At 66.7% G+C, this 22,448-nt stretch carries 20 protein-coding genes, 1 tRNA gene and 2 pseudogenes; 15 read left to right on the forward strand and 8 right to left on the reverse strand.

Going from position 1 to position 22,448, the window contains the following annotated elements; all coding sequences use genetic code 11:
* The first annotated feature begins 56 nt into the window (after positions 1-56).
* The 4 genes and pseudogenes from VHP37_12650 (at position 57) to VHP37_12665 (ending at position 3,063) form a co-directional block, all read left to right on the forward strand.
* Positions 57-584: pseudogene (locus VHP37_12650) on the forward strand (RNA pyrophosphohydrolase).
* A 50-nt stretch (positions 585-634) separates the two neighbouring features.
* Complete coding sequence (locus VHP37_12655) at positions 635-1,228, forward strand: CBS domain-containing protein (protein HEX2827192.1); 594 nt, start codon at positions 635-637, stop codon at positions 1,226-1,228.
* A gap of 88 nt (positions 1,229-1,316) precedes the next feature.
* Positions 1,317-2,531 (forward strand): class I SAM-dependent methyltransferase, encoded by a 1,215-nt coding sequence (locus VHP37_12660; GenBank protein ID HEX2827193.1) that lies wholly within the window; start codon positions 1,317-1,319, stop codon positions 2,529-2,531.
* A complete protein-coding gene (locus VHP37_12665) occupies positions 2,521-3,063 on the forward strand; it encodes a CNP1-like family protein (protein HEX2827194.1) in 543 nt (180 codons plus the stop codon). The genes VHP37_12660 and VHP37_12665 overlap by 11 nt, the downstream gene beginning before the upstream one ends.
* A 46-nt stretch (positions 3,064-3,109) precedes the next feature.
* Here VHP37_12665 and proB read toward each other — a convergent pair whose 3' ends face one another.
* The 4 genes from proB to rplU form a co-directional block, all read right to left on the reverse strand.
* Positions 3,110-4,228 (reverse strand): glutamate 5-kinase, encoded by a 1,119-nt coding sequence (gene proB, locus VHP37_12670; protein ID HEX2827195.1) that lies wholly within the window; start codon positions 4,226-4,228, stop codon positions 3,110-3,112.
* Between the two features lie 29 nt (positions 4,229-4,257).
* Positions 4,258-5,319: a GTPase ObgE gene (gene obgE / locus VHP37_12675; protein HEX2827196.1), complete on the reverse strand. Its 1,062-nt coding sequence runs from the start codon at positions 5,317-5,319 to the stop codon at positions 4,258-4,260.
* Positions 5,320-5,439: 120 nt separating this feature from the next.
* On the reverse strand, positions 5,440-5,703 hold the full coding sequence (rpmA, locus tag VHP37_12680) for a 50S ribosomal protein L27 (protein HEX2827197.1): 264 nt from the start codon (positions 5,701-5,703) through the stop codon (positions 5,440-5,442).
* Between the two features lie 3 nt (positions 5,704-5,706).
* A complete protein-coding gene (rplU, locus tag VHP37_12685; protein ID HEX2827198.1) occupies positions 5,707-6,024 on the reverse strand; it encodes a 50S ribosomal protein L21 in 318 nt (105 codons plus the stop codon).
* 167 nt (positions 6,025-6,191) lie between these two features.
* Between rplU and ispB the strand changes: the two genes are divergently transcribed.
* From ispB to VHP37_12730, 9 genes and pseudogenes are all read left to right on the forward strand, one after another.
* On the forward strand, positions 6,192-7,160 hold the full coding sequence (gene ispB / locus VHP37_12690; GenBank protein HEX2827199.1) for an octaprenyl diphosphate synthase: 969 nt from the start codon (positions 6,192-6,194) through the stop codon (positions 7,158-7,160).
* A 118-nt stretch (positions 7,161-7,278) separates the two neighbouring features.
* A tRNA-Pro gene (locus tag VHP37_12695) sits at positions 7,279-7,355 on the forward strand.
* A 146-nt stretch (positions 7,356-7,501) separates the two neighbouring features.
* The gene (locus VHP37_12700; GenBank protein ID HEX2827200.1) at positions 7,502-7,729 is read left to right on the forward strand and encodes a PP0621 family protein; all 228 of its coding nucleotides are present in this window, start codon (positions 7,502-7,504) and stop codon (positions 7,727-7,729) included.
* Positions 7,692-9,353, forward strand: a complete 1,662-nt coding sequence (locus tag VHP37_12705) for a HAMP domain-containing sensor histidine kinase (protein HEX2827201.1) — start codon at positions 7,692-7,694, stop codon at positions 9,351-9,353. Before VHP37_12700 ends, VHP37_12705 begins: the two co-directional genes overlap by 38 nt.
* Before the next feature lie 22 nt (positions 9,354-9,375).
* Entirely contained in the window at positions 9,376-10,746 is a 1,371-nt protein-coding gene (locus VHP37_12710) for a sigma-54 dependent transcriptional regulator (GenBank protein HEX2827202.1), read from the forward strand.
* A gap of 99 nt (positions 10,747-10,845) precedes the next feature.
* Positions 10,846-11,454: a 1,6-anhydro-N-acetylmuramyl-L-alanine amidase AmpD gene (gene ampD / locus VHP37_12715; protein ID HEX2827203.1), complete on the forward strand. Its 609-nt coding sequence runs from the start codon at positions 10,846-10,848 to the stop codon at positions 11,452-11,454.
* Positions 11,455-11,663: 209 nt separating this feature from the next.
* Complete coding sequence (locus tag VHP37_12720; GenBank protein ID HEX2827204.1) at positions 11,664-14,540, forward strand: ribonucleoside-diphosphate reductase subunit alpha; 2,877 nt, start codon at positions 11,664-11,666, stop codon at positions 14,538-14,540.
* Between the two features lie 236 nt (positions 14,541-14,776).
* A pseudogene (locus VHP37_12725) lies at positions 14,777-15,802 on the forward strand (ribonucleotide-diphosphate reductase subunit beta).
* A gap of 88 nt (positions 15,803-15,890) precedes the next feature.
* Entirely contained in the window at positions 15,891-16,139 is a 249-nt protein-coding gene (locus VHP37_12730; GenBank protein ID HEX2827205.1) for a DUF2442 domain-containing protein, read from the forward strand.
* A gap of 7 nt (positions 16,140-16,146) precedes the next feature.
* Here VHP37_12730 and VHP37_12735 read toward each other — a convergent pair whose 3' ends face one another.
* The 4 genes from VHP37_12735 to fusA all read right to left on the reverse strand — a co-directional run bounded on the left by VHP37_12735 (position 16,147) and on the right by fusA (position 20,666).
* Entirely contained in the window at positions 16,147-16,467 is a 321-nt protein-coding gene (locus tag VHP37_12735) for a hypothetical protein (protein HEX2827206.1), read from the reverse strand.
* Positions 16,468-16,848: 381 nt separating this feature from the next.
* Positions 16,849-17,901, reverse strand: coding sequence for a GntG family PLP-dependent aldolase (locus VHP37_12740; GenBank protein HEX2827207.1), 1,053 nt, complete (start codon positions 17,899-17,901; stop codon positions 16,849-16,851).
* Entirely contained in the window at positions 17,892-18,500 is a 609-nt protein-coding gene (locus tag VHP37_12745) for a DUF2946 family protein (protein ID HEX2827208.1), read from the reverse strand. The genes VHP37_12740 and VHP37_12745 overlap by 10 nt, the downstream gene beginning before the upstream one ends.
* Before the next feature lie 120 nt (positions 18,501-18,620).
* Positions 18,621-20,666: an elongation factor G gene (fusA, locus tag VHP37_12750; protein ID HEX2827209.1), complete on the reverse strand. Its 2,046-nt coding sequence runs from the start codon at positions 20,664-20,666 to the stop codon at positions 18,621-18,623.
* Positions 20,667-20,856: 190 nt separating this feature from the next.
* Here fusA and VHP37_12755 point away from each other — a divergent pair, with 190 nt between their 5' ends.
* Positions 20,857-21,501 (forward strand): RNA polymerase sigma factor, encoded by a 645-nt coding sequence (locus VHP37_12755; protein HEX2827210.1) that lies wholly within the window; start codon positions 20,857-20,859, stop codon positions 21,499-21,501.
* Positions 21,492-22,442, forward strand: a complete 951-nt coding sequence (locus VHP37_12760) for a hypothetical protein (protein HEX2827211.1) — start codon at positions 21,492-21,494, stop codon at positions 22,440-22,442. The genes VHP37_12755 and VHP37_12760 overlap by 10 nt, the downstream gene beginning before the upstream one ends.
* Positions 22,443-22,448: the final 6 nt, after the last annotated feature.

A 22,448-nucleotide genomic window follows, 5' to 3' on the forward strand; every position in this document is an offset into this window, starting at 1 on the left:
GCATGCGGTTAGTGTGAAAAAATGCTGAAAACTGACGCACTTAGGGGTAAACGGACATGATCGATCGTGACGGTTATCGCCCCAACGTTGGCATCATTCTCTGTAATCACAAGGACGAAGTGTTCTGGGGCAAGCGGGTGCGGGAGCACTCGTGGCAGTTTCCACAAGGCGGGATAAAGCCGGGTGAGACCCCCGAGCTGGCGATGTACCGCGAGCTTCAGGAGGAAGTCGGCCTCGCTCCCCACCACGTCAAGATCCTCGGCCGCACCCGCGACTGGCTGCGCTACGACGTCCCGGACCAGTGGATCAAGCGCGACTGGCGCGGCAATTACCGCGGACAGAAGCAGATCTGGTTCCTGCTGCGGCTGGTCGGCCGCGACTGCGACGTCTGCCTGCGAGCCAACGAGAAACCGGAATTCGACGCCTGGCGCTGGAGCGATTACTGGGTGCCCATGGAGGCGGTGATCGACTTCAAGCGCGAGGTCTACCAGAAAGCGCTGCAGGAGCTCTCGCGCTACCTGCGGCGCCGCAACGACTATCGGTCGCGTTTGCACGAGCGCGCGTCCGCCCAGCTCTCACGCGGATAGGCGCCTATCGCACCGCCGCGCCCCGCCGCATCTCGATAAGGCCCCCCATGCTTCGCGACTACGCGCCGCTCGACATCTCGCTGCTCCCCGCCGGCAGCGGTTACGCCCAGCCTTCGCAGGCCGTTCCCGAGCGGGTGACGCTGGAAGATCCCGCGCAGAACGTGATGACCGATTTCAAGTCGGTCACCGCGGTGATCATCCTGTCCGGGGACACCCTCGACGAAGCGCATCGGCGCATGATCCAGCGCGGCGTGCGCCTGCTGCTCGTCGTCGATCAGAACCGCCGGGTCGCGGGCGTGATCACCGCCACCGATATCCTCGGCGAGAAGCCGATGCAGGCGGTGACCCAACGCGGCATACGCCGCGAGGAGCTCGTGGTGCGCGACGTGATGACGCCGCAGGAGCGCCTGGAAGCGCTCGACATCGAGGCGGTGCGCACCGCGCGCGTGGGGCATATCGTGACGACGCTGAAACGCTCGGGACGGCAGCATGCGCTCGTCGCCGAGCGCGACGCCGCGGGACGCTCGAACGTGCGCGGCGTGTTCTCGGCGACCCAGATCGCTCGCCAGCTCGGCATCGCGATACCCACCAGCGGCATCGCAGCGACCTTCTCCGAGATCGAAGCGCAACTCGCGCGCTAGGGCCGTCCGTTTCCCCGGTCGCGAAGCGGCGGCTGAGCGCCGCCGGTGGCACAATTACGGTCGAGCCACACGCGTCGGAGAGAGTGACATGGCACAGGACAGCGCACTGCTCACGCAGATCGAACATCGCATACGCGAGCTTCAGGTTCCGCTCGCGATCACCTTGTGGAACGGCCGGCGCGTGAGCGCCGCGCGGAATCCCGCGGTGAACGTCACCATCCGCTCGCCGCGCGTGCTCGCGTCGTTCGTCAATCCGACGATGGGCAAGCTCGCGCGCTATTACGTCGAAGAGGATCTGGACGTCGAAGGCGAGACGCGCGAAGTCATACGGCTTTCCGAAGCGCTGTCCGGCGCTCCCGCCTGGAACGGCCACGGCGCCGCGGCGAAGCTGCGCAGGCTCTTTGCGCACAGCCGTGCGTTCGACAGCAAGTCGATCCGCCAGCATTACGACGTCGGCGACGACTTCTACGCGTTGTGGCTCGACCGGCGCCGCGTGTATTCCTGCGGGTATTTCAAGCGCGCCGAGGACACGCTCGATACCGCGCAGGAGCAGAAGCTCGATCACATCTGCAGAAAGCTCATGCTCAAACCCGGCGAGCGCTTCCTCGACATCGGCTGCGGCTGGGGCGCGCTCATCCTGTGGGCCGCGCAGCGCTACCGCGTCAAGGCGACGGGCATCACGCTGTCCGAGAATCAGTATGCCTACGCCAGGGCGCGCATCGCCGAGGAGGGGCTCGAGGATCTGTGCGAAGTGAAGCTCCTCGACTACCGCGACGTCCCGGAAGACGCGCCTTTCGACAAGATCGCGAGCGTCGGCATGTTCGAGCACGTCGGGCGCAAGAACCTGCCGATTTACTTCGCCAAGATCTTCCGGCTGCTCAAGGCCGGCGGGCTCGTGCTCAACCACGGCATCACGCTCAACGCGGTCGAGCAGGACGAGATCGGCGGCGACATCGGCGCTTTCATCGACGAGTACGTGTTCCCCGGCGGCGAGCTCGCCCACATCTCGCGCGTGATCCAGGAGATGGCCGCGCAAGGGCTCGAAAGCTGGGACGTCGAGAGCCTGCGGTCGCATTACGCGCGCACGCTGTGGCATTGGGTGGACCGCCTCGAAGCGCACCGCGACGCCGCGCTGCAAGCCGTCGGAGAGAAGGTCTACCGCATCTGGCGCATCTACATGGCGGGCTCCGCGCACGCCTTCGAGCGAGGCTGGATGTCCATCCACCAGGTGCTCGCCGGCAAGGCCACCGAAGAAGGGCGGCTCATGCTGCCATCGTCACGCGAATACATCTATGCACCGTAGCTTCATCGCGGCGGGCGTGTTCCTGCTCGCCGCCGCCTGCGCCAAGCCCCAGCCGCCGGAGACCGGTTTCGAGGCCGATTTCGAGAACGACAACAAATCGTGGCGCGAGATCGAGGCGCAGATGCCGGCTTATCCCCGAGGCGAAAATCTCGTCCCCATCCCGACCGGCACCGCGACGTCACACCGCTTTCTCATCGATCCGCAGTCGCTCGCGCTCGGCGAGGACGGCGTGATGCGCTACACCGTCGTGGCGAAGGCCGCCGGCGGCGCGGTCAACGTCTCGTTCGAAGGCATACGCTGCGAGACCCGCGAGCGCAAGGTGTACGCGATCGGCCACCGCGACGGCACGTGGGTGCGTGCGCGCAACGCGCAGTGGCAGCGCATCGTGCTGAGAGACCTCACGCCGTACTCGCACACGCTCTACCACCAGTTCTTCTGCAACGAGCGCACTCGGCCGAATCCGCCGCGGGTCGCGCTCGAAGCCTTGCGCCGCGGACGCGGGCTCAACCCCGGCGCGGCGACCGACGACTAGCGATGAGAATGGGGTCCGGCCCCGGCATCTTCGGGGTCGGACCCCGTTACAGCAGGACCAGGTTGTCGCGGTGTATGAGCTCGGGCTCGTCGACGTAGCCCAGCTTCGCTTCGATCTCGGAGGTCGGCGTGCGCAGGATGCGCCGCGTCTCGACCGCGCTGTAGTTCACCAGCCCGCGCGCGATCTCGTGCTGCGATTCGTCGAGACAGCTCACCGCCTCGCCGCGCTCGAAATCCCCTGTCGCTTCGAACACGCCGATCGGCAGCAGGCTCTTGCCGTCGATCTTGAGCGCTTTCACCGCGCCCGCGTCGAGCACGAGACGGCCGCGCACCTGGAGATGATCGGCCAGCCACTGCTTGCGCGCGGCGAGCGTCGCGCGCTCGGCGACGAGCTGCGAGCCGATGGCTTCTCCCGCCGCGAGCCGCAGCAGCACGTCGGGCTCGCGGCCCGAAGCGATGACCGTGTGCGCTCCGCTGCGCGCGGCGCGCTCCGCCGCGAGCACCTTGGTCAGCATGCCGCCCAGCCCGATCGCGCTGCCGGCGCCGCCGGCCATCGCCCGCAGGCTCGGATCGCCTGCGCGCGCCTGCGCGACGAGCTCCGCGTCGGGATGCTTGCGCGGGTCGCGGTCGAACAGCCCCTGCTGGTCGGTGAGGATGATCAGCGCGTCGGCTTCGATCAAGTTGGTGACGAGCGCGCCGAGGGTGTCGTTGTCGCCGAAGCGGATCTCGTCGGTCGCGACGGTGTCGTTCTCGTTGATGATCGGGATGACGCTTAAGGCCAGCAGCGTGCGCAGGGTCGAGCGCGCATTGAGGTAGCGTTTGCGATCGGCGAGGTCCTCGTGGGTGAGCAGGACCTGCGAGGTGACGAGATCGTGCTCGCGGAAGCACGCCTCGTAGGCGTGTATCAGTCCCATCTGGCCGACCGCCGCGGCCGCCTGCAGCTCGTACACCGCGCGCGGACGCCGCTTCCAGCCGAGACGCTGCATGCCTTCGGCGATCGCCCCGCTCGAGACGAGCACCACCTCGCGGCCCTGGAGTCTGAGCGCGGCGATCTGCTGTGCCCAGCGCGCGAGCGCGGCGCGATCGAGACCCTGGCCTTCGTTGGTGACGAGGCTGCTGCCGACCTTGACGACGAGGCGCTGCGCTGACTGGACGATGGAAGACATGGATGGCTCGCGCGATTCGCGCGGTTCGATCAGGACCGGCCGCCCCCGGCGTCCGCGGGCTCGACCGCTTCGGCCGTCCTGCGCTGCTCGTCGAGATGATCCATCACCGCGTACACGAGCTCACGGCAGCCCTCTCCGGTGAGCGCCGAGATGATAAAGGTTTTGCCTTTCCACCCCAACTTGCGCACGAAGCTCTTCAGCATCTTCTCGCGCGTGTCCTCCGGCAACAGGTCGGCCTTGTTGAGCACGAGCCAGCGCGGCTTGCGGTACAGCTCGACGTCGTATTTCTTCAGCTCCGCGACGATCGCTTTGGCATCCTTCACCGGGTCGGTGCTTTCGTCCAGCGGCGCCACGTCGACCAGGTGCAGCAGGAGGTGGGTGCGCGCGAGGTGGCGCAGGAACTGGTGTCCCAATCCCGCGCCTTCGGCGGCGCCTTCGATGAGGCCCGGGATATCGGCGATGACGAAGCTGCGCGAGTCGTCGACGCGCACCACGCCGAGGTTGGGATGCAGCGTGGTGAACGGATAATCCGCGACTTTCGGCCTCGCCGCCGAGACCTGCCGGATGAAGGTCGACTTGCCGGCGTTCGGCATGCCGAGCAGCCCGACGTCCGCGAGCACCTTGAGCTCGAGCTTGAGCGCGCGGCTTTCGCCTTCCTCGCCGCGCGTGAACTGGCGCGGCGCGCGATTGGTGCTCGACTTGAAGTGCAGGTTGCCCAGGCCCCCTTTGCCGCCTCTGGCGAGCAGAGCGCGCGCGTCGTGGGCCGCGAGGTCGGCGAGGGTCTCGCCGGTCTCGGCGTCGCTGATCACCGTGCCGACCGGGAAGCGCAGCACGATGTCGTCGGCGCCGCGGCCGAAGCAATCCGAGCCCATGCCTTTCTGGCCGTTCTTCGCGCGGTGGATGCGCGCGTAGCGATAGTCGATCAGCGTGTTGATGTTGCGGTCGGCCACACCCCAGATGCTGCCGCCGCGGCCGCCGTCGCCGCCGTCCGGTCCGCCGCGCGGCACGAACTTCTCGCGGCGGAAGCTGGCGACGCCGTCCCCGCCCTTGCCGGCGTGGACTTCGATGGTGGCTTCGTCGACGAATTTCATGATGTTGGGGGTGTCAGCAACCGGTATTCCGAATCCGCGCCTTCAACGGCGGGTTCTTCCCGTCGTAAAAATGAAAAGCCCTGTCGCGCGGACAGGGCTTTTGCTGGCGCGTGGGGGGATTTACTGCTGCGCCGGGACGATGCTCACCGTCTTGCGGTTCGCCGCGCCGTGCTGCGAGAACTGCACGTGGCCGTCGATCTTCGCGAACAGGGTGTGGTCGCGGCCCATGCCGACGTTCTCGCCCGCATGCACCTGCGTGCCGCGCTGGCGGATGATGATGCTGCCGGCCGAGACGAGCTCGCCGCCGAAGGCCTTCACGCCGAGGCGCTTGGCCTGCGAATCGCGTCCGTTCCGCGAGCTGCCGCCCGCTTTCTTGTGTGCCATCTGTTACTCCTGACCCTTGATACCGACGATTTCGAGCTCGGTATAGTTCTGACGGTGACCCTGCGACTTGCGATAGTGCTTGCGTCGCCGCATCTTGTAGATGCGCACCTTCTCGCCGCGGCCGTGGCCGACCACTTTGGCGGTGACGGTGGCGCCGGAAACGAGCGGCGCGCCCATCGTGACGTTGTCGCCGTTGGCCAGGAACAGCACCTGGTCCAGCACGATTTCGGCCCCGATGTCTGCAGGTATCTGTTCTACTTTAAGTTTTTCGCCGGCAGCGACACGGTACTGCTTGCCGCCGGTTTTTATGACCGCATACATGGAAAACCTCGCGAATGGACGCCAGACAGAAGCGTCCTGGGAAAACCGCGCATTCTACAAAAAGGCCGGGCCCAAGTCAAAGTATAATCGGCCACCCGGCACCGAATTCGGAGCCTGTATCAACGGCTTAGCCGAGTTCCCATGCAATTACCGCCGCTTTTCTCGCCGTGACCATCGAAGCCATCCGTGAATTCATCGCCGACGACCTGAAGGCGGTCGACGAGGTCATCCGCGCAAGGCTCAGGTCCGACGTCGTCCTGATCAGGCAGATCGCCGAATACATCATCGCCGGCGGCGGCAAGCGCCTGCGCCCGCTGCTCCTCGTGCTGTCCGCCCGCGCCTGCGGTTACGAAGGCACCCACCACCACGAGCTCGCGGCGGTGGTCGAGTTCATCCACACCGCGACCCTGCTGCACGATGACGTCGTCGACGAATCGGGCCTGCGCCGCGGCCGGCCGACCGCCAACGCGCTCTTCGGCAACTCGGCGTCGGTGCTCGTCGGGGACTTCGTCTATTCGCGGGCCTTCCAGATGATGGTCGGCGTCGAGAACATCGAGGTGCTGCGCGTGCTCGCCGACGCCACCAACGTCATCGCCGAAGGCGAGGTCATGCAGCTCATGAACTGCCGCAACGCCGATCTCGACGAGCAGGGCTACCTGCAGGTCATCCGTTACAAGACCGCGAAGCTCTTCGAAGCCGCGACCCGGCTGGGCGCGGTTCTGGGACGCTCGGGGCCCGCGATCGAGCAGGCGATGGCCGCCTACGGCGCGCACCTGGGGACCGCGTTTCAGCTGATCGACGACGTCCTCGACTATTCCGGCGATCAGGGCGTGATCGGCAAGAACGTCGGCGACGACCTCGCCGAGGGCAAGGCGACGCTGCCGCTGATCTACGTGATGAAGCGCGGCACGCGCGAGCAGGGAGCGGTGGTCCGCCATGCGATCGAGCAGGGCGGGCTCGACGAGCTCGGTTCGGTGCTCGAGGCGATCCGCGCGTCCGGGGCGCTGGACTACGCGCGCACCCAGGCGCGCAAGGAGGCGGACGCCGCGTGCGCGGCGCTCGAAGCATTGCCGCGTTCAAAGTCGCGCGATTATTTGCTAGAATTGACTGGTTTCGCGGTGACCCGAACGTTCTAGGCTCGAACAAGACGTTTCTGGGCGGCGCGCAACATCGAGTATCAAAGCGCAGCGCGATCCCCTCTCGTTTCGTTCGGTCGATCCACGCGAGGTTTTCGAAGCGCTACTCGCGCACCATCGGGGTGTAGCTCAGCCTGGTAGAGTACTGCGTTCGGGACGCAGGAGTCGGAGGTTCGAATCCTCTCACCCCGACCATCTTTTCTCTCTCGAGAACAAGACAGTCGCTTTCAGCCGCACGTCATGCGTGCGGTTCTTCACGCGCCGCGCTTGCCAGGGCGCTCGACGCGCGCAACACCTTGCGTCAGACTGGCGGCAATCGCAATCCTGCGGACACCCGAGCGTTGGCCAAGCTTCTTTTCATCGTCATCGGCCTCTTCGTCGCCTACTGGATACTGAAGAGCTATAAAAAGAAGGTCGAGCGCCGCGCGGACAAGCGCGCCAGCCTGGCCGAAGACATGGTGCGCTGCGCGCAATGCGGCGTGCACCTGCCCAAGAGCGAGAGCCTCACCAGCGGAAACGCGTTCTACTGCAGTGCCGAGCATCGCCGACTCCACGACAAGACCGGCTGAGCTCGCCGGCTCGCCGACCGGGCGCGCGCGGCTCGCGGCCGAGCCGTCGGCGACCTGGCCTCTTGCGCGCAACGAGCCCGAAGCGTTCTGGCGCTCGCTCTTCTACTTCAACGTCTACCGCCTCACCTGCGCGATCACGCTGCTCGTCATCGCGACCGCCTGGAGCGGCGCGGTGCCGTTCGGGTCGCGCGACTATCCGCTCTTCGTCTCGGTCGCGGCGTGCTATGCGGTGTTCAGCCTGGTGTGCTTCATCCTCGTGCGCATCCGCTGGCGCTTCGACCTGCAGCTGTCGGCGCACGTCGGCGGCGACATCGTCGCGATCACCGTGCTCACTTATGCAAGCCACGGCATCTCGAGCGGCCTGGGACTGCTGCTGCTGACGACCCTGGCCGCGGCCGGCCTCATCGCCCGCGGCCGCCTCACGCTCTTCTACGCGTCGCTCGCCGCCATCGCCATCCTGCTCGAGCACACCTACGATGTTCTGAGGTTCGATGCGCCGTTCGCGCAGTACGCGCAGGCCGGCCTGCTCTCCACCGCGTACTTCGCGATCGCGTGGGTCGCGCACACGCTCGCGCAGTACGCGGTCGCCAGCGAGGAGCTCGCCGCGCAGCGCGAGATCGACCTCGCGAACATGGCGCAGGTGAGCGAGCACGTCATACAGGACATGCAGGACGGCGTGCTCGTCGTCGACGGCAACGGCGTCATCCGCCAGTTCAACACGCGCGCCGAGCGCATCCTCGGCCCGCTGTGGGGACGCCGGGACGTGCCGCTCGCGCACTATTCGGCGCCGCTCGCACGGCGCTTCGAGGCATGGCGCGCGGACGATCGCGGCGACGCGGCGCGCAGCGAGACGACGGTCAACGGCGCGGTGGGCGCGCGCTTCGTCCCGGTCGGCAAGCGGCGCAGCGCGGGCGCGGTCATCTTCATCGAGGATCTCACGCGCATACAGGCCGAGGCGCGCCAGATGAAGCTCGCCGCGCTCGGCCGGCTCACCGCGAACATCGCGCACGAGATCAGGAATCCGCTCGGCGCGATCAGCCACGCCGCCGAGCTCCTCCAGGAAGAGCCGGCGATCAACGACACGGTCAAGCGGCTCACCACGATCATCCAGGACAACAGCCAGCGCCTCGATCGCATGGTCGACGACGTGCTGAGACTCAAGCGCGGCGACAGCGTGCACCGCGAAAGCTTCGACGTCGTCGACTATCTCAAGACGTTCGTCGAGCAGTTCTGCCAGATCGAGAAGATCGCTCCGGAGATTTTCGCGATCGATCTGCACGCGACGCCGCGCGTGGTGTTCGACCGCAGCCACCTGAACCAGGTGATGTGGAACCTGTGCCGCAACGCGGTGAGGCACTGCCGGCGGCTCGGCGGGAGCATCCGCGTCAGCGTCGACCTCGATCCGCGCGACGGCATCGTAAAATTGGACATCACCGACGACGGCCCCGGAGTGCCTCCCCCGTTGCGCAACCAGCTTTTCGAGCCTTTCTTCACGACGTCGCCCGGCGGCACCGGCCTCGGGCTGTACATCGCGCGCGAAGTGTGCGAAGCCAACTCGGCGAAGCTCGATTACGTCGAGACCGACACCGGCGCGCATTTCCGCGTGCTGTGCAAGGTCGCGTGAGCGCCGCAGCGATGACCGAGCGATGAATAAAAACCAGGTACTGGTCGTCGACGACGAGGCCGACATCCGGGAGCTCCTCGCCATGACGCTCTCGCGCATGGGCCTCGAGACCCACTGCGCGGCGTCGACGAGCGAGGCGCTCGCCATGCTCGGCGCCAACAACTACGAGCTGTGTCTCACCGACATGCGGCTGCCCGACGGCGACGGGCTCGCGGTGCTCGACTACGTCTCCAGGCATCAGCCCAACCTGCCCGTCGCGGTGATCACCGCGCACGGCAGCGCCGAGAACGCGGTCGCCGCGCTGAAGGCGGGCGCGTTCGACTATCTCGCCAAGCCGGTGTCGCTCAATCAGCTCCGCGCGCTGGTGCGCTCGGCGCTGAAGCTTACGCGGCCGGCGGGCAGGAAATCCGGCGACAGCGACGCGCAGGCGGCGTCCGCGGACCCGGCGCTCGTCGGCAACTCGCCGCTCATGGCGGCGACCCGCGCGCTCATCGAGCGCCTCGCGCGCAGCCAGGCGCCGATCCACGTCACCGGCGAATCCGGCAGCGGCAAGGAGCTCGCGGCGCGGCTCATCCATCTCAAAGGCTCGCGGCAGGACGGGCCGTTCATCGCGGTCAACTGCGGCGCGATCCCCGAAAGCCTGATGGAGTCCGAGTTCTTCGGCTACCGCAAAGGCGCTTTCACGGGCGCGGCGAGCGATCGCGACGGCTTCTTCCAGGCGGCGAACGGCGGCACGTTGTTCCTCGACGAGGTCGCCGACCTGCCTTTGCAGATGCAGGTGAAGCTGCTGCGCGCGATCCAGGAGAAGAAGGTGCGCAAGGTCGGCGACACGAGCGAAGAGCCGGTCGACGTGCGCCTCATCAGCGCGACCCACCGCAATCTCGGCGAACAGGTGAAAGGCGGCAACTTCAGGCAGGATCTCTATTACCGCCTCAACGTGATCGAGCTGCGCATGCCCGCCTTGCGCGAGATGCGCGAAGACATCCCGCTCCTCGCGGCCCGGATCCTCGAGCGCTCGCGCGGCGAGAGCGAGGCGGCGCGCCTCACCGCCGAAGCGGCCGCCGACCTCGCGGCGTACGACTTCCCCGGCAATGTGCGCGAGCTGGAGAACATCCTCGAGCGCGCGCTCGCGCTGGCCACCGGCGAGGAGATCGCGGCGGAGGATCTGCAGCTCGCGCCGCGCAGCGCGGGAGTTGCCGAAGCGCCGGCGGACCTCTCCGGCCTGCCGCTGCAGGAGCGGCTGGACGCGATCGAGAAGCAGGCGATCCTGGACGCGCTGGAGCAGACGCATTACAACCGCACCGCGGCCGCCAAGGTGCTGGGTATCAGCTTCAGGGCGCTGCGCTACCGCATGGAGCGCCTGGGACTGAAGGACGAGCTTGACGGCCGCTAGCGGCGCCCGCTAGCGGGCGCTGCGCTTCCGCGCCGGTCAACGACTCGGAGGGAAACCAAGGTTTCCCTCCGGGACCTCCCTTCCTTTACGCTTTATCTGATGCCCGACCACTTGCTCGAAATCGATATCGAGGGACTTGCGCAGGGTTGCGTGCACGATGCGAGCGGCGCGCTCTTCCCGGTCCGCTTCGTTCCGTCGCCGAACTGCGATGAGCGTGTCCCCCGAACCATCATCGATCTGCTCGTGATACACGCCATCAGCCTGCCGCCGGGGGAGTTCGGCGGCCCGGCGATCGAGGCGCTCTTCACCAACACCCTCGATCCCGCCGGCCATCCGTATTTCGGCGGCATCGCGGCGCTGAAGGTGTCGGCGCATTTTCTGGTGCGCCGGGACGGCAGCGTCATCCAGTTCGTGCCGTGCACGATGCGCGCGTGGCACGCCGGGGCATCGCGCTGGCTGGGGCGCGAGCGCTGCAACGACTTTTCGATCGGCATCGAGCTCGAAGGCGCGGACGACGTGCCTTTCGAGGCCGCGCAGTACGCCAGCCTCGGCGCGCTCACCGACGCGCTGGCCGCGGCCTACCCGCTGGCCCACGTGGCCGGTCACAGCGACGTCGCCCCGGACCGGAAAACCGATCCCGGGCCGTGTTTCGACTGGCCGCGGTACCGCGCCGCGGTGGCGTCGAAATTGAGCTTTCCCCACGCCTGAAAACGCGATTTTCCGTAGCGTTTTTACCGGTCCGGAAAAGGCCGAAAAAATGTTCGGAAAAGCTATTGCGTTTGAAAAAACCCGCTACTACACTTCGATGAAAACACGGGTCCCACCACAAGATATAGTGGTTCTCTGTGGTCCGCTCGTGGGAGGAGACCGCCTGCTGCGCGGGCGGTCAAAGTCAGAACAATCAAGGAGTTAAAAGCATGCAACTCGCGACCGAAACGGCAGCCTCGCTGCCGGCCGCTGATTTCTCCACTCCCGAGAGCACTGCCACCCCGGATTCGCAGTACGCCGAGTACAAGATCATCCGCCGTAACGGCGCCGTGGTCGGCTTCGAGCCGGCCAAGATCTCGATCGCCATGACCAAGGCCTTCCTCGCCGTGAACGGCGGGCAGGGCGCCGCTTCGGCGCGCGTGCGCGAGCAGGTTTCGCTGATGACCGACGGGGTGGTGAAAGCGCTGGTGCGCCGCCAGCCGTCCGGGGGCACGTTCCACATCGAGGACATCCAGGACCAGGTCGAGCTCGCGCTGATGCGCGCCGGCGAGCACAACGTCGCCCGGGCCTACGTGCTGTATCGCGAGGACCGCGCGCGCGAGCGCGCGGCGACGCGCGCGAAGCAGCAGCAGGTGGCCGCCCCCGCCGCCGCGCCGGTGATCAACGTCACCGACAACGGCATCAGCCGCCCGCTCGACATCGCCAAGGTGACGGCGCTCGTCACCGACGCGTGCGCCGGCCTCGGCCGCGAGGTGAGCGCGCAGCCGATCCTCGAAGCGATGCAGCGCGATCTCTACGAAGGCGTGCCGATGGAGGAAGTGCGCAAGTCGCTCATCCTCGCCGCCCGCGCGCTGATCGAGCAGGATCCCGGCTACAGCTACGTGACCGCCCGCCTGCTGCTCAACTCGCTGCGCCTGGAGACGCTCGGCGAGGAAGTGACGCAGGCGGACATGCAGACCCGCTACGCGCAGTACCTGCCCGAGTTCGTGAAGACCGGCATCGAGGCCGAGCGCCTCGACGAGCGCCTGGCCGAGTACGACCTGAAGTGCCTGGGCGCCGCGCTCGACGCCAACCGCGACCTCAAGTTCACCTACCTCGGCCTGCAGATCCTGTACGACCGCTACTTCCTGCACGTGAACGGCCGCCGCATCGAGCTGCCGCAGGTGTTCTACATGCGGGTGGCGATGGGTCTTGCGCTCAACGAGCCGGTCGACCAGCGCGAAGCGCGCGCGATCGAGTTCTACAACGTGCTCTCGAGCTTCGATTTCATGAGCTCGACGCCGACGCTCTTCAACTCGGGCACGCGCCGCTCGCAGCTCGCGAGCTGCTATCTCACGACGGTCTCCGACAACCTCGACGGCATCTACGAGGCGATCAAGGAGAACGCGATGCTGCAGAAGTACGCGGGCGGCATCGGCAACGACTGGACCCCGGTCCGCGCGCTGGGCGCCTACATCAAGGGCACCAACGGCAAGTCGCAGGGCGTGGTCCCCTTCCTGAAAGTGGTGAACGACACCGCGGTCGCCGTCAACCAGGGCGGCAAGAGGAAGGGCGCGGTGTGCTCGTACCTCGAGACCTGGCACCTCGACATCGAGGAATTCCTCGAGCTTCGCAAGAACACCGGCGACGACCGCCGCCGCACCCACGACATGAACACGGCGAACTGGGTGCCGGATCTCTTCATGAAGCGGGTGATGGAGAACGCCGAGTGGACGCTGTTCTCGCCGTCCGACGTGCCGGACCTTCACGAGAAGTTCGGCAAGGCGTTCGAGAAGGCCTACCTCGGCTACGAAGCGAAGGCCGCGAGCGGGGAGCTGAAGCTCCACAAGAAAGTCCCGGCGGTTCAGCTCTGGCGCAAGATGCTCTCGATGCTGTTCGAGACGGGCCATCCGTGGATCACCTTCAAGGACCCGTGCAACCTGCGCAGCCCGCAGAGCCACGTCGGCGTGGTGCACAGCTCCAATCTCTGCACCGAGATCACGCTCAACACCGGTCCGGAAGAGATCGCGGTGTGCAACCTGGGCTCGGTGAACATGCCGGCGCACCTCGACCGCGCCAGCGGCAAGATGAACATGGAGAAGTTGAAGCGCACGATCACGACCGCGATGCGCATGCTCGACAACGTGATCGATCTGAACTTCTACAACGTCAACAAGGCGCGCAACTCGAACTTCAAGCATCGCCCGGTGGGCCTGGGCATCATGGGCTTCCAGGACTGCCTGCACATGCTGCGCATGCCGTACGCCTCGCCGGCCGCGGTGGAGTTCGCCGACCGCTCGATGGAGCAGATCGCCTACACCGCCTACTGGGCGTCGACCGACCTCGCCGAAGAGCGCGGCGCGTACTCGACGTTCAAGGGCTCGCTGTGGGACCGCGGCATCCTGCCGTTCGACACGATGAAGCTCCTCGCGGACGAGCGCGGCGGTTATGTCGAATGCGACACGTCGACGAGCCTCGACTGGAACGCGCTGCGCGATCGCATCAGGCAGGTGGGCATGCGCAACTCGAACTGTCTCGCGATCGCGCCCACGGCCACCATCGCCAACATCACCGGCCTGTCGCAGTGCATCGAGCCCACGTATCAGAACCTGTACGTGAAGTCGAACCTGTCGGGCGAGTTCACGGTGGTCAACGAGTTCCTCGTGCGGGATCTGAAGAAGCTCAACCTGTGGGACGAGGTGATGGTCGCGGACCTGAAGTACTTCGACGGGTCGCTGTCCAAGATCGATCGCATCCCGCCCGACATCCGCAGCCTGTACGCGACCGCCTTCGAGATGGAGCCGTCGTGGCTGGTCGAGTGCGCCGCACGCCGGCAGAAGTGGGTCGACCAGTCGCAGTCGCTCAACATCTACATGGCGGGCGCCTCGGGCAAGAAGCTCGACGACACCTACAAGCTGGCGTGGCTGCGGGGCCTGAAGACGACGTACTACCTGCGCACGCTGGGCGCGACGTCGGCGGAGAAGTCCACCGCCCGCGCCGGCGCGCTGAACGCGGTGCCGGCCACCGGCGGTGTCGCTGCGGCGTCCGCAGAAGCGCAGCCGAAGTTCTGCGCCATCGACGACCCCGAGTGCGAAGCTTGTCAGTAGGACGGATGCCGACCACCGGTTTTTCGTGCTTTTTCTTCGCCCGAGGCGCCGAGCCGCCTCAAGGCCCGGGCGCTAATTAAGAACGCGGCCGAAAGTAGCTTTTCACTTTCGGACGAAAGGAGAGATTGATGCTGCAGTTCGAAGAACAAATGCTGGGAGGAGTCGGAGCGACGCCGGGGATGCAGGCGGTGCCGGTGCGCGGGCCTGCGCCTGCGCCGGGGCCGCTGGGTGAGGACGCGTCGCAGCGCCGCGTGAACGTCGCCGACAAGCGCATCATCAACGGCCAGACCGACGTCAACCAGCTCGTCCCGTTCAAGTACAAATGGGCGTGGGAGAAGTATCTCTCGGCGTGCGCGAACCACTGGATGCCGCAGGAGATCCAGATGAGCCGCGACATCGAGCTGTGGAAGAACCCGAACGGGCTCTCCGAGGACGAGCGCCGCATCGTCAAGCGCAACCTGGGCTTCTTCGTGACCGCGGACTCGCTCGCGGCGAACAACATCGTCCTCGGCACGTATCGCCACATCACCGCGCCGGAGTGCCGCCAGTACCTGCTGCGCCAGGCGTTCGAGGAGGCGATCCATACCCACGCCTACCAGTACATCGTCGAGAGCCTGCAGCTCGACGAGGGCGAGGTGTTCAACGCCTATCACGAGATTCCGTCGATCCGGGCGAAAGACGAGTTCCTGATCCCGTTCATCGACACGCTGACCGATCCGGCGTTCAAGACCGGCACGCTCGAGAACGACCAGCAGCTGCTGAAGAGCCTGATCGTCTTCGCGTGCGTGATGGAGGGGCTCTTCTTCTACGTCGGCTTCACCCAGATCCTCGCGCTCGGCCGCCAGAACAAGATGACGGGCGCCGCGGAGCAGTACCAGTACATCCTGCGCGACGAGTCGATGCACTGCAATTTCGGCATCGACCTCATCAACCAGATCAAGCTCGAGAATCCGCGCCTGTGGACGCCGGAATTCCGGGCGGAGATCGCGGGGATCATGGAGAAAGCGGTCGAGCTGGAGTACCGCTACGCCGAGGACACCATGCCGCGCGGCGTGCTCGGCCTGAACGCCGCGATGTTCAAGGAGTACTTGCGCTTCATCGCCAATCGCCGCTGCCAGCAGATCGGTCTCGACCCGCTGTTCGAAGGCGCGACCAACCCGTTCCCGTGGATGGCGGAGATGATCGATCTGAAGAAGGAGAAGAACTTCTTCGAGACGCGCGTGACCGAGTATCAGACCGGCGGCGCGCTGAGCTGGGATTGATCTCCTACAACTCGCACGAAAGGCGGCTTCCTTGACATACAGCCTGAAGTATCGGCGTTATCGCAGCAGAAGGCCGAGCGCTCACAGCGTGACCGAGCTGCGCGCGGAAACCAACTACACGCTGTGGGTGCGCTTCGACGACGGTCTGGAAGGGCGCGTCTATCTGGGGGATCTCGTCACGACCGACACGTTCGGTCTGCTTTCGGACGAAGAGAAGTTCCGCCGCGCCGCGATCGACCCGGTGTCGAACGCGGTGACGTGGGAAGGTGAGATCACGCTCGACCCGGATGCCTTGTACCGGGACGTGGCCAGCAAGGCCGTCGCGGCTTTGCACTAACGGTCGGCTAACCGACGAAGGAGGGCACGATGGCGAAGAAGTCAGCGCGAAAGAAGGCCGCCAGGAAGAAGGCGGCCAAGCGGTCGAGCGCCGCCGGGAGCGTGAAGAAAAAGGCCGGCCGCACAGCGGCGGGCCGGACGACCAAAGCGCGCGGCCGCAAGCAGGCGGCGCGCAAACCGGCCGGGAAGAAAGCCGCGGGGCGCAAGCCGGCGAAGAAGAAAGCCGCGGCGCGCAAATCCGGCGGGGCGAGGACCAGCTCGAGCCGGGCCGCGAAGAGTGCGGCCAAAAAAAAGCCGACTAAAAAGTCGGCTAAGAAAAAAGCAGCCAAGAAAAAGCCCGCTGCCCCTGAGCGACGCACCGAGGTAGAAGCGACCGCGGCCCAACCTGCCGCGGAGCCTGCCGCCCCGGAAGCGCCACGACCCGTGGCTATTCCTGGCGCGTGGCCGTTTCCCATGGGGTCCCGGCCCTGACTTAGCCGCCATGCCTGCGGTCGGAAATCCCGGGGGATTTCGGCCGCCAGCGTGGAATATTCACGAGCGGACAGCAGGTCGCCAAAGATACAGAAACTCGGTCGGGTCGGCAAGGCGTGGGTCGCCTCGGCGGCTGCTATCGCCTACTTTTTCCTTTTGCACCAATGACTTGGCGGGGTCTTCCGGGGCCGAGAGTCCAACTGGCGTCGAATCTTCGGATTACGCTGATTAAAACGTAATCAGCGCCCGGAAGCGCCGCGCCACGCGCGCTCGAACGCGTCTACGCAATCGTCGATGTCGCGTTCAGCGACGTGACGATGCGTGACGAAGCGCAGCGCGTAACGGTCGCACGGACTCACGCGCACGCCGCTCTTCTCCATCGTCTGCGACCACCGCGCGGCGGTGTCGCGGTTCTTCGGCAACTCCACCTTCACGATGTTCGTTTCGACATCGTCGGGATCGACGAGCGATGCATCGATCTTCGCGAGGCCGTGCGCGAGCCGCTTCGCGGTCGCGTGATCTTCGGCGAGACGCGCGACCATCGAGCGCAACGCGACGATGCCGGCCGCCGCGATCGGTCCGGCCTGTCGCATGTTGCCGCCTACCATGCGCCGGAACGCGCGCGCCCGGTCGATGAACGCGGAAGTCCCGCACAAGAGCGAGCCGACCGGTGCCGACAAACCTTTCGATACGCAAAAGCACACCGAGTCGGTGTATTGCGCGATCTCTCGCGCGTCGACGCGCAACGCGGCCGCCGCATTGAAGAGGCGCGCACCGTCGGTGTGCACCGGCACGTCCGCTTCGCGCGCGATCGTGTGCACCGCGCGCATGTGCTCGAGCGGCAGCACCGCGCCGCCCGCGCGGTTGTGGCTGGTCTCCATCGCGATCAGCGCGGTGCCGAAGTTCTGCCGCGTGGGCTTGCGCACCGCATCGCGCAGCCGGTCGAGGTCCATCGCGCCGCGGTGTCCGGCTATGCCTTTGTAGAACGCGCCCGCGACCGCGGTGATGCCGCCGAGCTCCGAGTTCAGTATGTGCGCGCCGGCTTCGAGCAGCACTTCGCCGCCGCGCTGGGTGTGCGCGAGGACCGCGACGAGGTTGGTCATCGTCCCGCTCGGCATCAACGCGGCGCCGTCCTTGCCCGTCATGTGCGCGGCAAGCGCTTCGAGCTCTTCGACCGTCGCATCGCCGTCGCGCGAATCGTCGCCGAAGGTCGCATCGCGCATCGCGGAGAGCATCGCTTCGGAAGGGCGGGTGACGGTGTCGCTGCGCAGATCGATCATGGTCAGTTGCACTCCGGGTGTCCGTGGGGCGCGGCCGGCCGCGGATCGAAGCCGAAGCGCCGCGGCGCTTCGGTCGATTCGAGCGAGCCGATCTTCACGCGCGCGCCGCCGTATTCGAGCCACAGCGGCACGTCTTCGCCGCCCTGCACGCATTCGATCATGACATCGAGGGCGTCGTCATCGGGCTGTCGGCCTTTCGCATCGACCAGCGCCCCGGCGACCGCGTCGAGATCGCGGTCGTCGACAAGCCCGGGCCCGAGCTCGGTGTCGACGACGATCGCGCCGTGCTCGTCGATGTAGGCGCCTTTCAACCCGCCCGGCTTGACGCGGGTCTGGGTGCACAGCTCCAGCGGAGACGAGACCGCGCTCGTCACGCGAAAGACGAAAGGCGCGTATTCGAGCGAGACGAACACGCGCTGCGGCCCGTTCTGGAAGAACCACCGCCCGTCGGCGTCGCGCTCGTAGTTACGCCCGATGAAATCGACGACGACCGGATTGGTGATGCGCTCGCCCTTGATCAGCCATTGGCCGCGCCGGTCGAGGGCGAGCCAGCCGTAGACCGCGGGAACGTTGGGCCACTTCGCCATCCCGCGCAGTACATGGTCGTCCATTTGATGCCGTGAAGGGTGAATACGATGAAGAGTGAGGGGTAAGTGTACGCGATCCGTTCACCCTTCACCCTTCACCCTTCACCCTTCACCCTTCACCCTTCACCCTTCACCCTTCACCCTTCACTCTTCGACCTGTGCGACCTTGCTGTGGGCGGCGACGAGATCCTTCTGCACGTTCGGCGGCACCGGCTCGTAATGAGAGAGCTCGATCGCGTAAGAGCCCTGGCCGGCGGTCACCGATTTCAACCGCGCCTGATAGTTGTTCAGCTCGGCGAGCGGACACTGCGCGCGTATCGCGACCGTTCCCGGCGCCGCGGCGTCGGTGCCGCTGATCTGACCGCGCTTGGCCGAGATGTCGCCGGCGATATCGCCCATGTTGGGCTCGGGCGCGGTGATCTCGAGGTTGACGATGGGCTCGAGGACGATCGGCCGTGCTTTGCTGATCGCGTCCATGAACGCGCGCTTGCCCGCGGCGATGAAGGCGACTTCCTTCGAATCGACCGCGTGGTGCTTGCCGTCGTAGACCGTGACGCGCACGTCCTGTACCGGGTAACCCGCAACCGGACCGGCTTCGAGCACCTGCCGCACGCCTTTCTCGACCGCCGGCATGAACTGGTTGGGGATGACGCCGCCTTTGACCGCATCGACGAACTCGAAGCCCGAGCCGCGGGACAGCGGCTCGACGCGCAGGAACACCTCGCCGAACTGGCCGGCGCCGCCGGTCTGCTTCTTGTGGCGGTGATGGCCTTCGGCTTTCGCCGTGATGGTCTCGCGATAGGGAATGCGCGGCGGCTTGGTCGTCACCTCGACGTGATACTGCCCCTGCAGCCGGTCCATGATGTAGCGCATGTGCAGGTCGCCCAGGCCGCTGACGACGGTCTCGGCGGCGGCGGTGTGCTCGACCTTGAACGTCGGGTCCTCGGCCGCGAGCTTGTGCATCGCTTCGGAGATGCGCTGCTCGTCGCCCCGTCGCTTAGGCTCGACCGCCAGGCTGTGCATCGGCGTCGGGAACTCGAGCGGCAGCAGGTGGATGTGGTCTTCGTCGTGAGAGTCGTGCAGCACCGCGTCGAAGTGGATGTCGTCCACTTTCGCCACCGCGCCGATGTCGCCCGGGACGAGCGCGTCGCTCTCGACGAACTCCTTGCCCTGCATCAGGTAGGGATGGCTCACCTTGAAAGGCTTGCGCCCGTCGCCGATGAAGAGCTGGGTGTCCTTGGTGATCGTGCCCTGGTGGACGCGGAACACGCCGACCTTGCCGACGAAGGGGTCGATCATCACCTTGAAGACATGGGCCAGCACGTGCCTGGAAGCATCGGGCTGGCACTGGATCGGCTGCGCGCCGGGTCCTTCGCCTTTGAGAAACTGCGGGCAGTTGCCTTCGGTGGGATTGGGCAGGAGCTTCACGAAGATGTCGAGCAGCTCGGCGACGCCGGCGCCGGTCCGCGCCGACACGAAGCAGATCGGGACGAGGTGGCCTTCGCGCAGCGCCTGCTCGAAAGGCGCGTGCAATTCCTCGGGGCTGACTTCGCCCTGCTCGAGGTATTTCGCCATCAGGTTCTCGTCGACTTCGACGACCTGGTCGATCAGCGCCTGGTGCGCGTCCTCGACCGAGGAGAAATCGGACTCGCCCGAGGGATTGAAGAAGCAGTCGACCACGCGTTTGCCGCCGTCGGCCGGCAGGTTGATCGGCAGGCACTCCTTGCCGAACGCCGACTGGATCTGCGAGACCAGCCCGGGCAGGTCGACGTCGTCGGCGTCGATCTTGTTGACGATGACGATGCGGCACAGGTTGCGTTTCTGCGCCCAGCTCATCATGCGGCTGGTGATCATCTCGATGCCGTTCTGGGCGTTGATGACGACCGCCGCGGTCTCCACCGCGGGCAGCGCGCCGATCGCGCGGCCGATGAAGTCGGGCAGCCCCGGCGTATCGATGATGTGCACGCGCGTGCCCGCGGTGGTGAGGTGCACGACGCTCGCGTTGAGCGAGTGCTGGTACTGTTTCTCGAGAGGATCGAAATCGCACACCGTCGACCCCTTGTCGACGCTGCCCGGCGCGCCGATCACCCCGGCCCGGTGCAGCAGCGCTTCGACCAGGGTGGTCTTGCCCGACGCGCCGTGACCTACGAAGGCAATGGTGCGAATCATCTCCGGTGAGAATCTCGGCATGCTCCTCCTCCGTCCTGTGAGTGCGTCCTGCGGCGGTGGGGGCTAGCCTCGTGAATCGCCGGGACTGATGGGTGCCGGGCCAGTATAGCCGCCCCCCAAATTCGTAGACAAGCGAGCCCTTGCGACTGCAACGGACGCAAAAAACGAACCGCATTAACCCTTTGCGCGGTGAGCGAACGTTAGTGATCGCATGGACTGGGTCATCGCATCGCCGTCGTTCGGCGGTTTACCGCCGAAGCGCGCTCGCGCATACTCCGAGCCCGTGATGCCGAGGGACGCGCAAGCCGAGGACGAAGACCTGATGCTGGCCTACGCGCGCGGCAGCACCGATGCGTTCGACACCCTCTACCGCCGTCACAAAGGCCCGCTCTATCGCTACCTCGTGCGGCAGTGTCGCGACCCCTCGACGGCGGAAGAGCTTTTCCAGGACATCTGGGCGAACCTGGTGCGTGCGCGACAGAGCTATGTCGTCACCGCGCGGTTCACGACCTGGCTCTACCGGCTCGCGCACAATCGGCTCATCGATCACTACCGGCGCCATGCCCCGGCATCGCTCGCGTCGTTCGACGACGAGGATGCGGGCCTGGCCGAGCCGGCCGCGGCCGCGCACGAGCAGCCCGATGCCGCGTACGATGCGAAGGCCAAGGCCGCGCGGCTGCTGACGGTGCTCGGCGAGCTGCCCGAAGCGCAGCGCGAAGCGTTCGTGCTCCAGAACGAATCGGGCATGAGCATCGAAGAGATCGCCGAGGCGACCGGGGTGAACCGCGAGACCGCGAAGAGCCGGCTGCGTTACGCGATGGCGAAGCTTCGCGCGGGGATGCAGGGATGGCTGTGAACGAGCGCGATTTCGAGTTCGGTCCCGACGACGCGAAGATCGCGGCGCTCTACCGCGACGCTGCGCGCGACGAGCCGCCGGCGGCGCTCGACGCTGCGGTGTCGCGCAACGCCCGCAGCGCCGTCGCGCCCCGGTCCGCCGAGCCGCGTGCGTCATGGTGGATGCCGTGGCGCGTGCCGTTTGCGTTCGCGGCGGTCGCGGTGCTCTCGGTCAGCGTCGTGCTGGTCGCGGACCGCGAAGGCGGCGCGCCGATGAAGCTCGAGCAGCGCGAGGCCGCGCCGGCAGCCGCACCGGCCCGCGAGCCCGCGCCGATGACGTCCCCGAAGGCAGCGGATACGGCGCCGGCCGGGCCCGAGCCGACGACCGTGCCCGGCCAAGCGCCGGCGGGGACGCGCGCGAAGACCGTGACGGCACCGCCAGCGCCGCCTGAGACCGATGCCGCCGGGCCCGCCGAAAACCGGATCGCCGCATCGGGGCAGGCCGGTGAGGCGGGGCGGGCGAAAGCGGAGCCCGAAGCACGGCGCGACGAGCGCGAATCGGCCGATCGTCTTCAGGCGCTGGCCAAGCGGCGGGCCGAAGACTCGGCCAAGGTGATACGCGACGAGCCCGCGCCTCAGCCGCCGCTCGCGGCGACGGCGCCGCCGCCGCCGGCAGCGGCGCGCGAGGCCGCGCCGGCAGCCGGAGCTGCGGCGCCGGCCATGCGGCCGTATGCGATGCAGGACGCAAAACCGCTCGCGTCGCAGCGCCGTGCGGCTGCCGCCGATGCGATGACGCCTGCGGTGGCGGCGCTGGTCGCCGAGCTCGACAAAAGACCCCCGGCCGAATGGCTCGCCCGCATCGCTGCGCTGAGACGCGAAGGACGCGCCGCCGACGCCGAGGGCCTGCTCGCCGAATTCAGGCGCCGCTTCCCCGAGGAGCCGGTGCCGCCCGCCGACCGCTGAGCCTTC

It is taken from the genome of Burkholderiales bacterium (genome assembly GCA_036262035.1).
In the GTDB taxonomy this organism is placed as follows: domain Bacteria; phylum Pseudomonadota; class Gammaproteobacteria; order Burkholderiales; family SG8-41; genus JAQGMV01.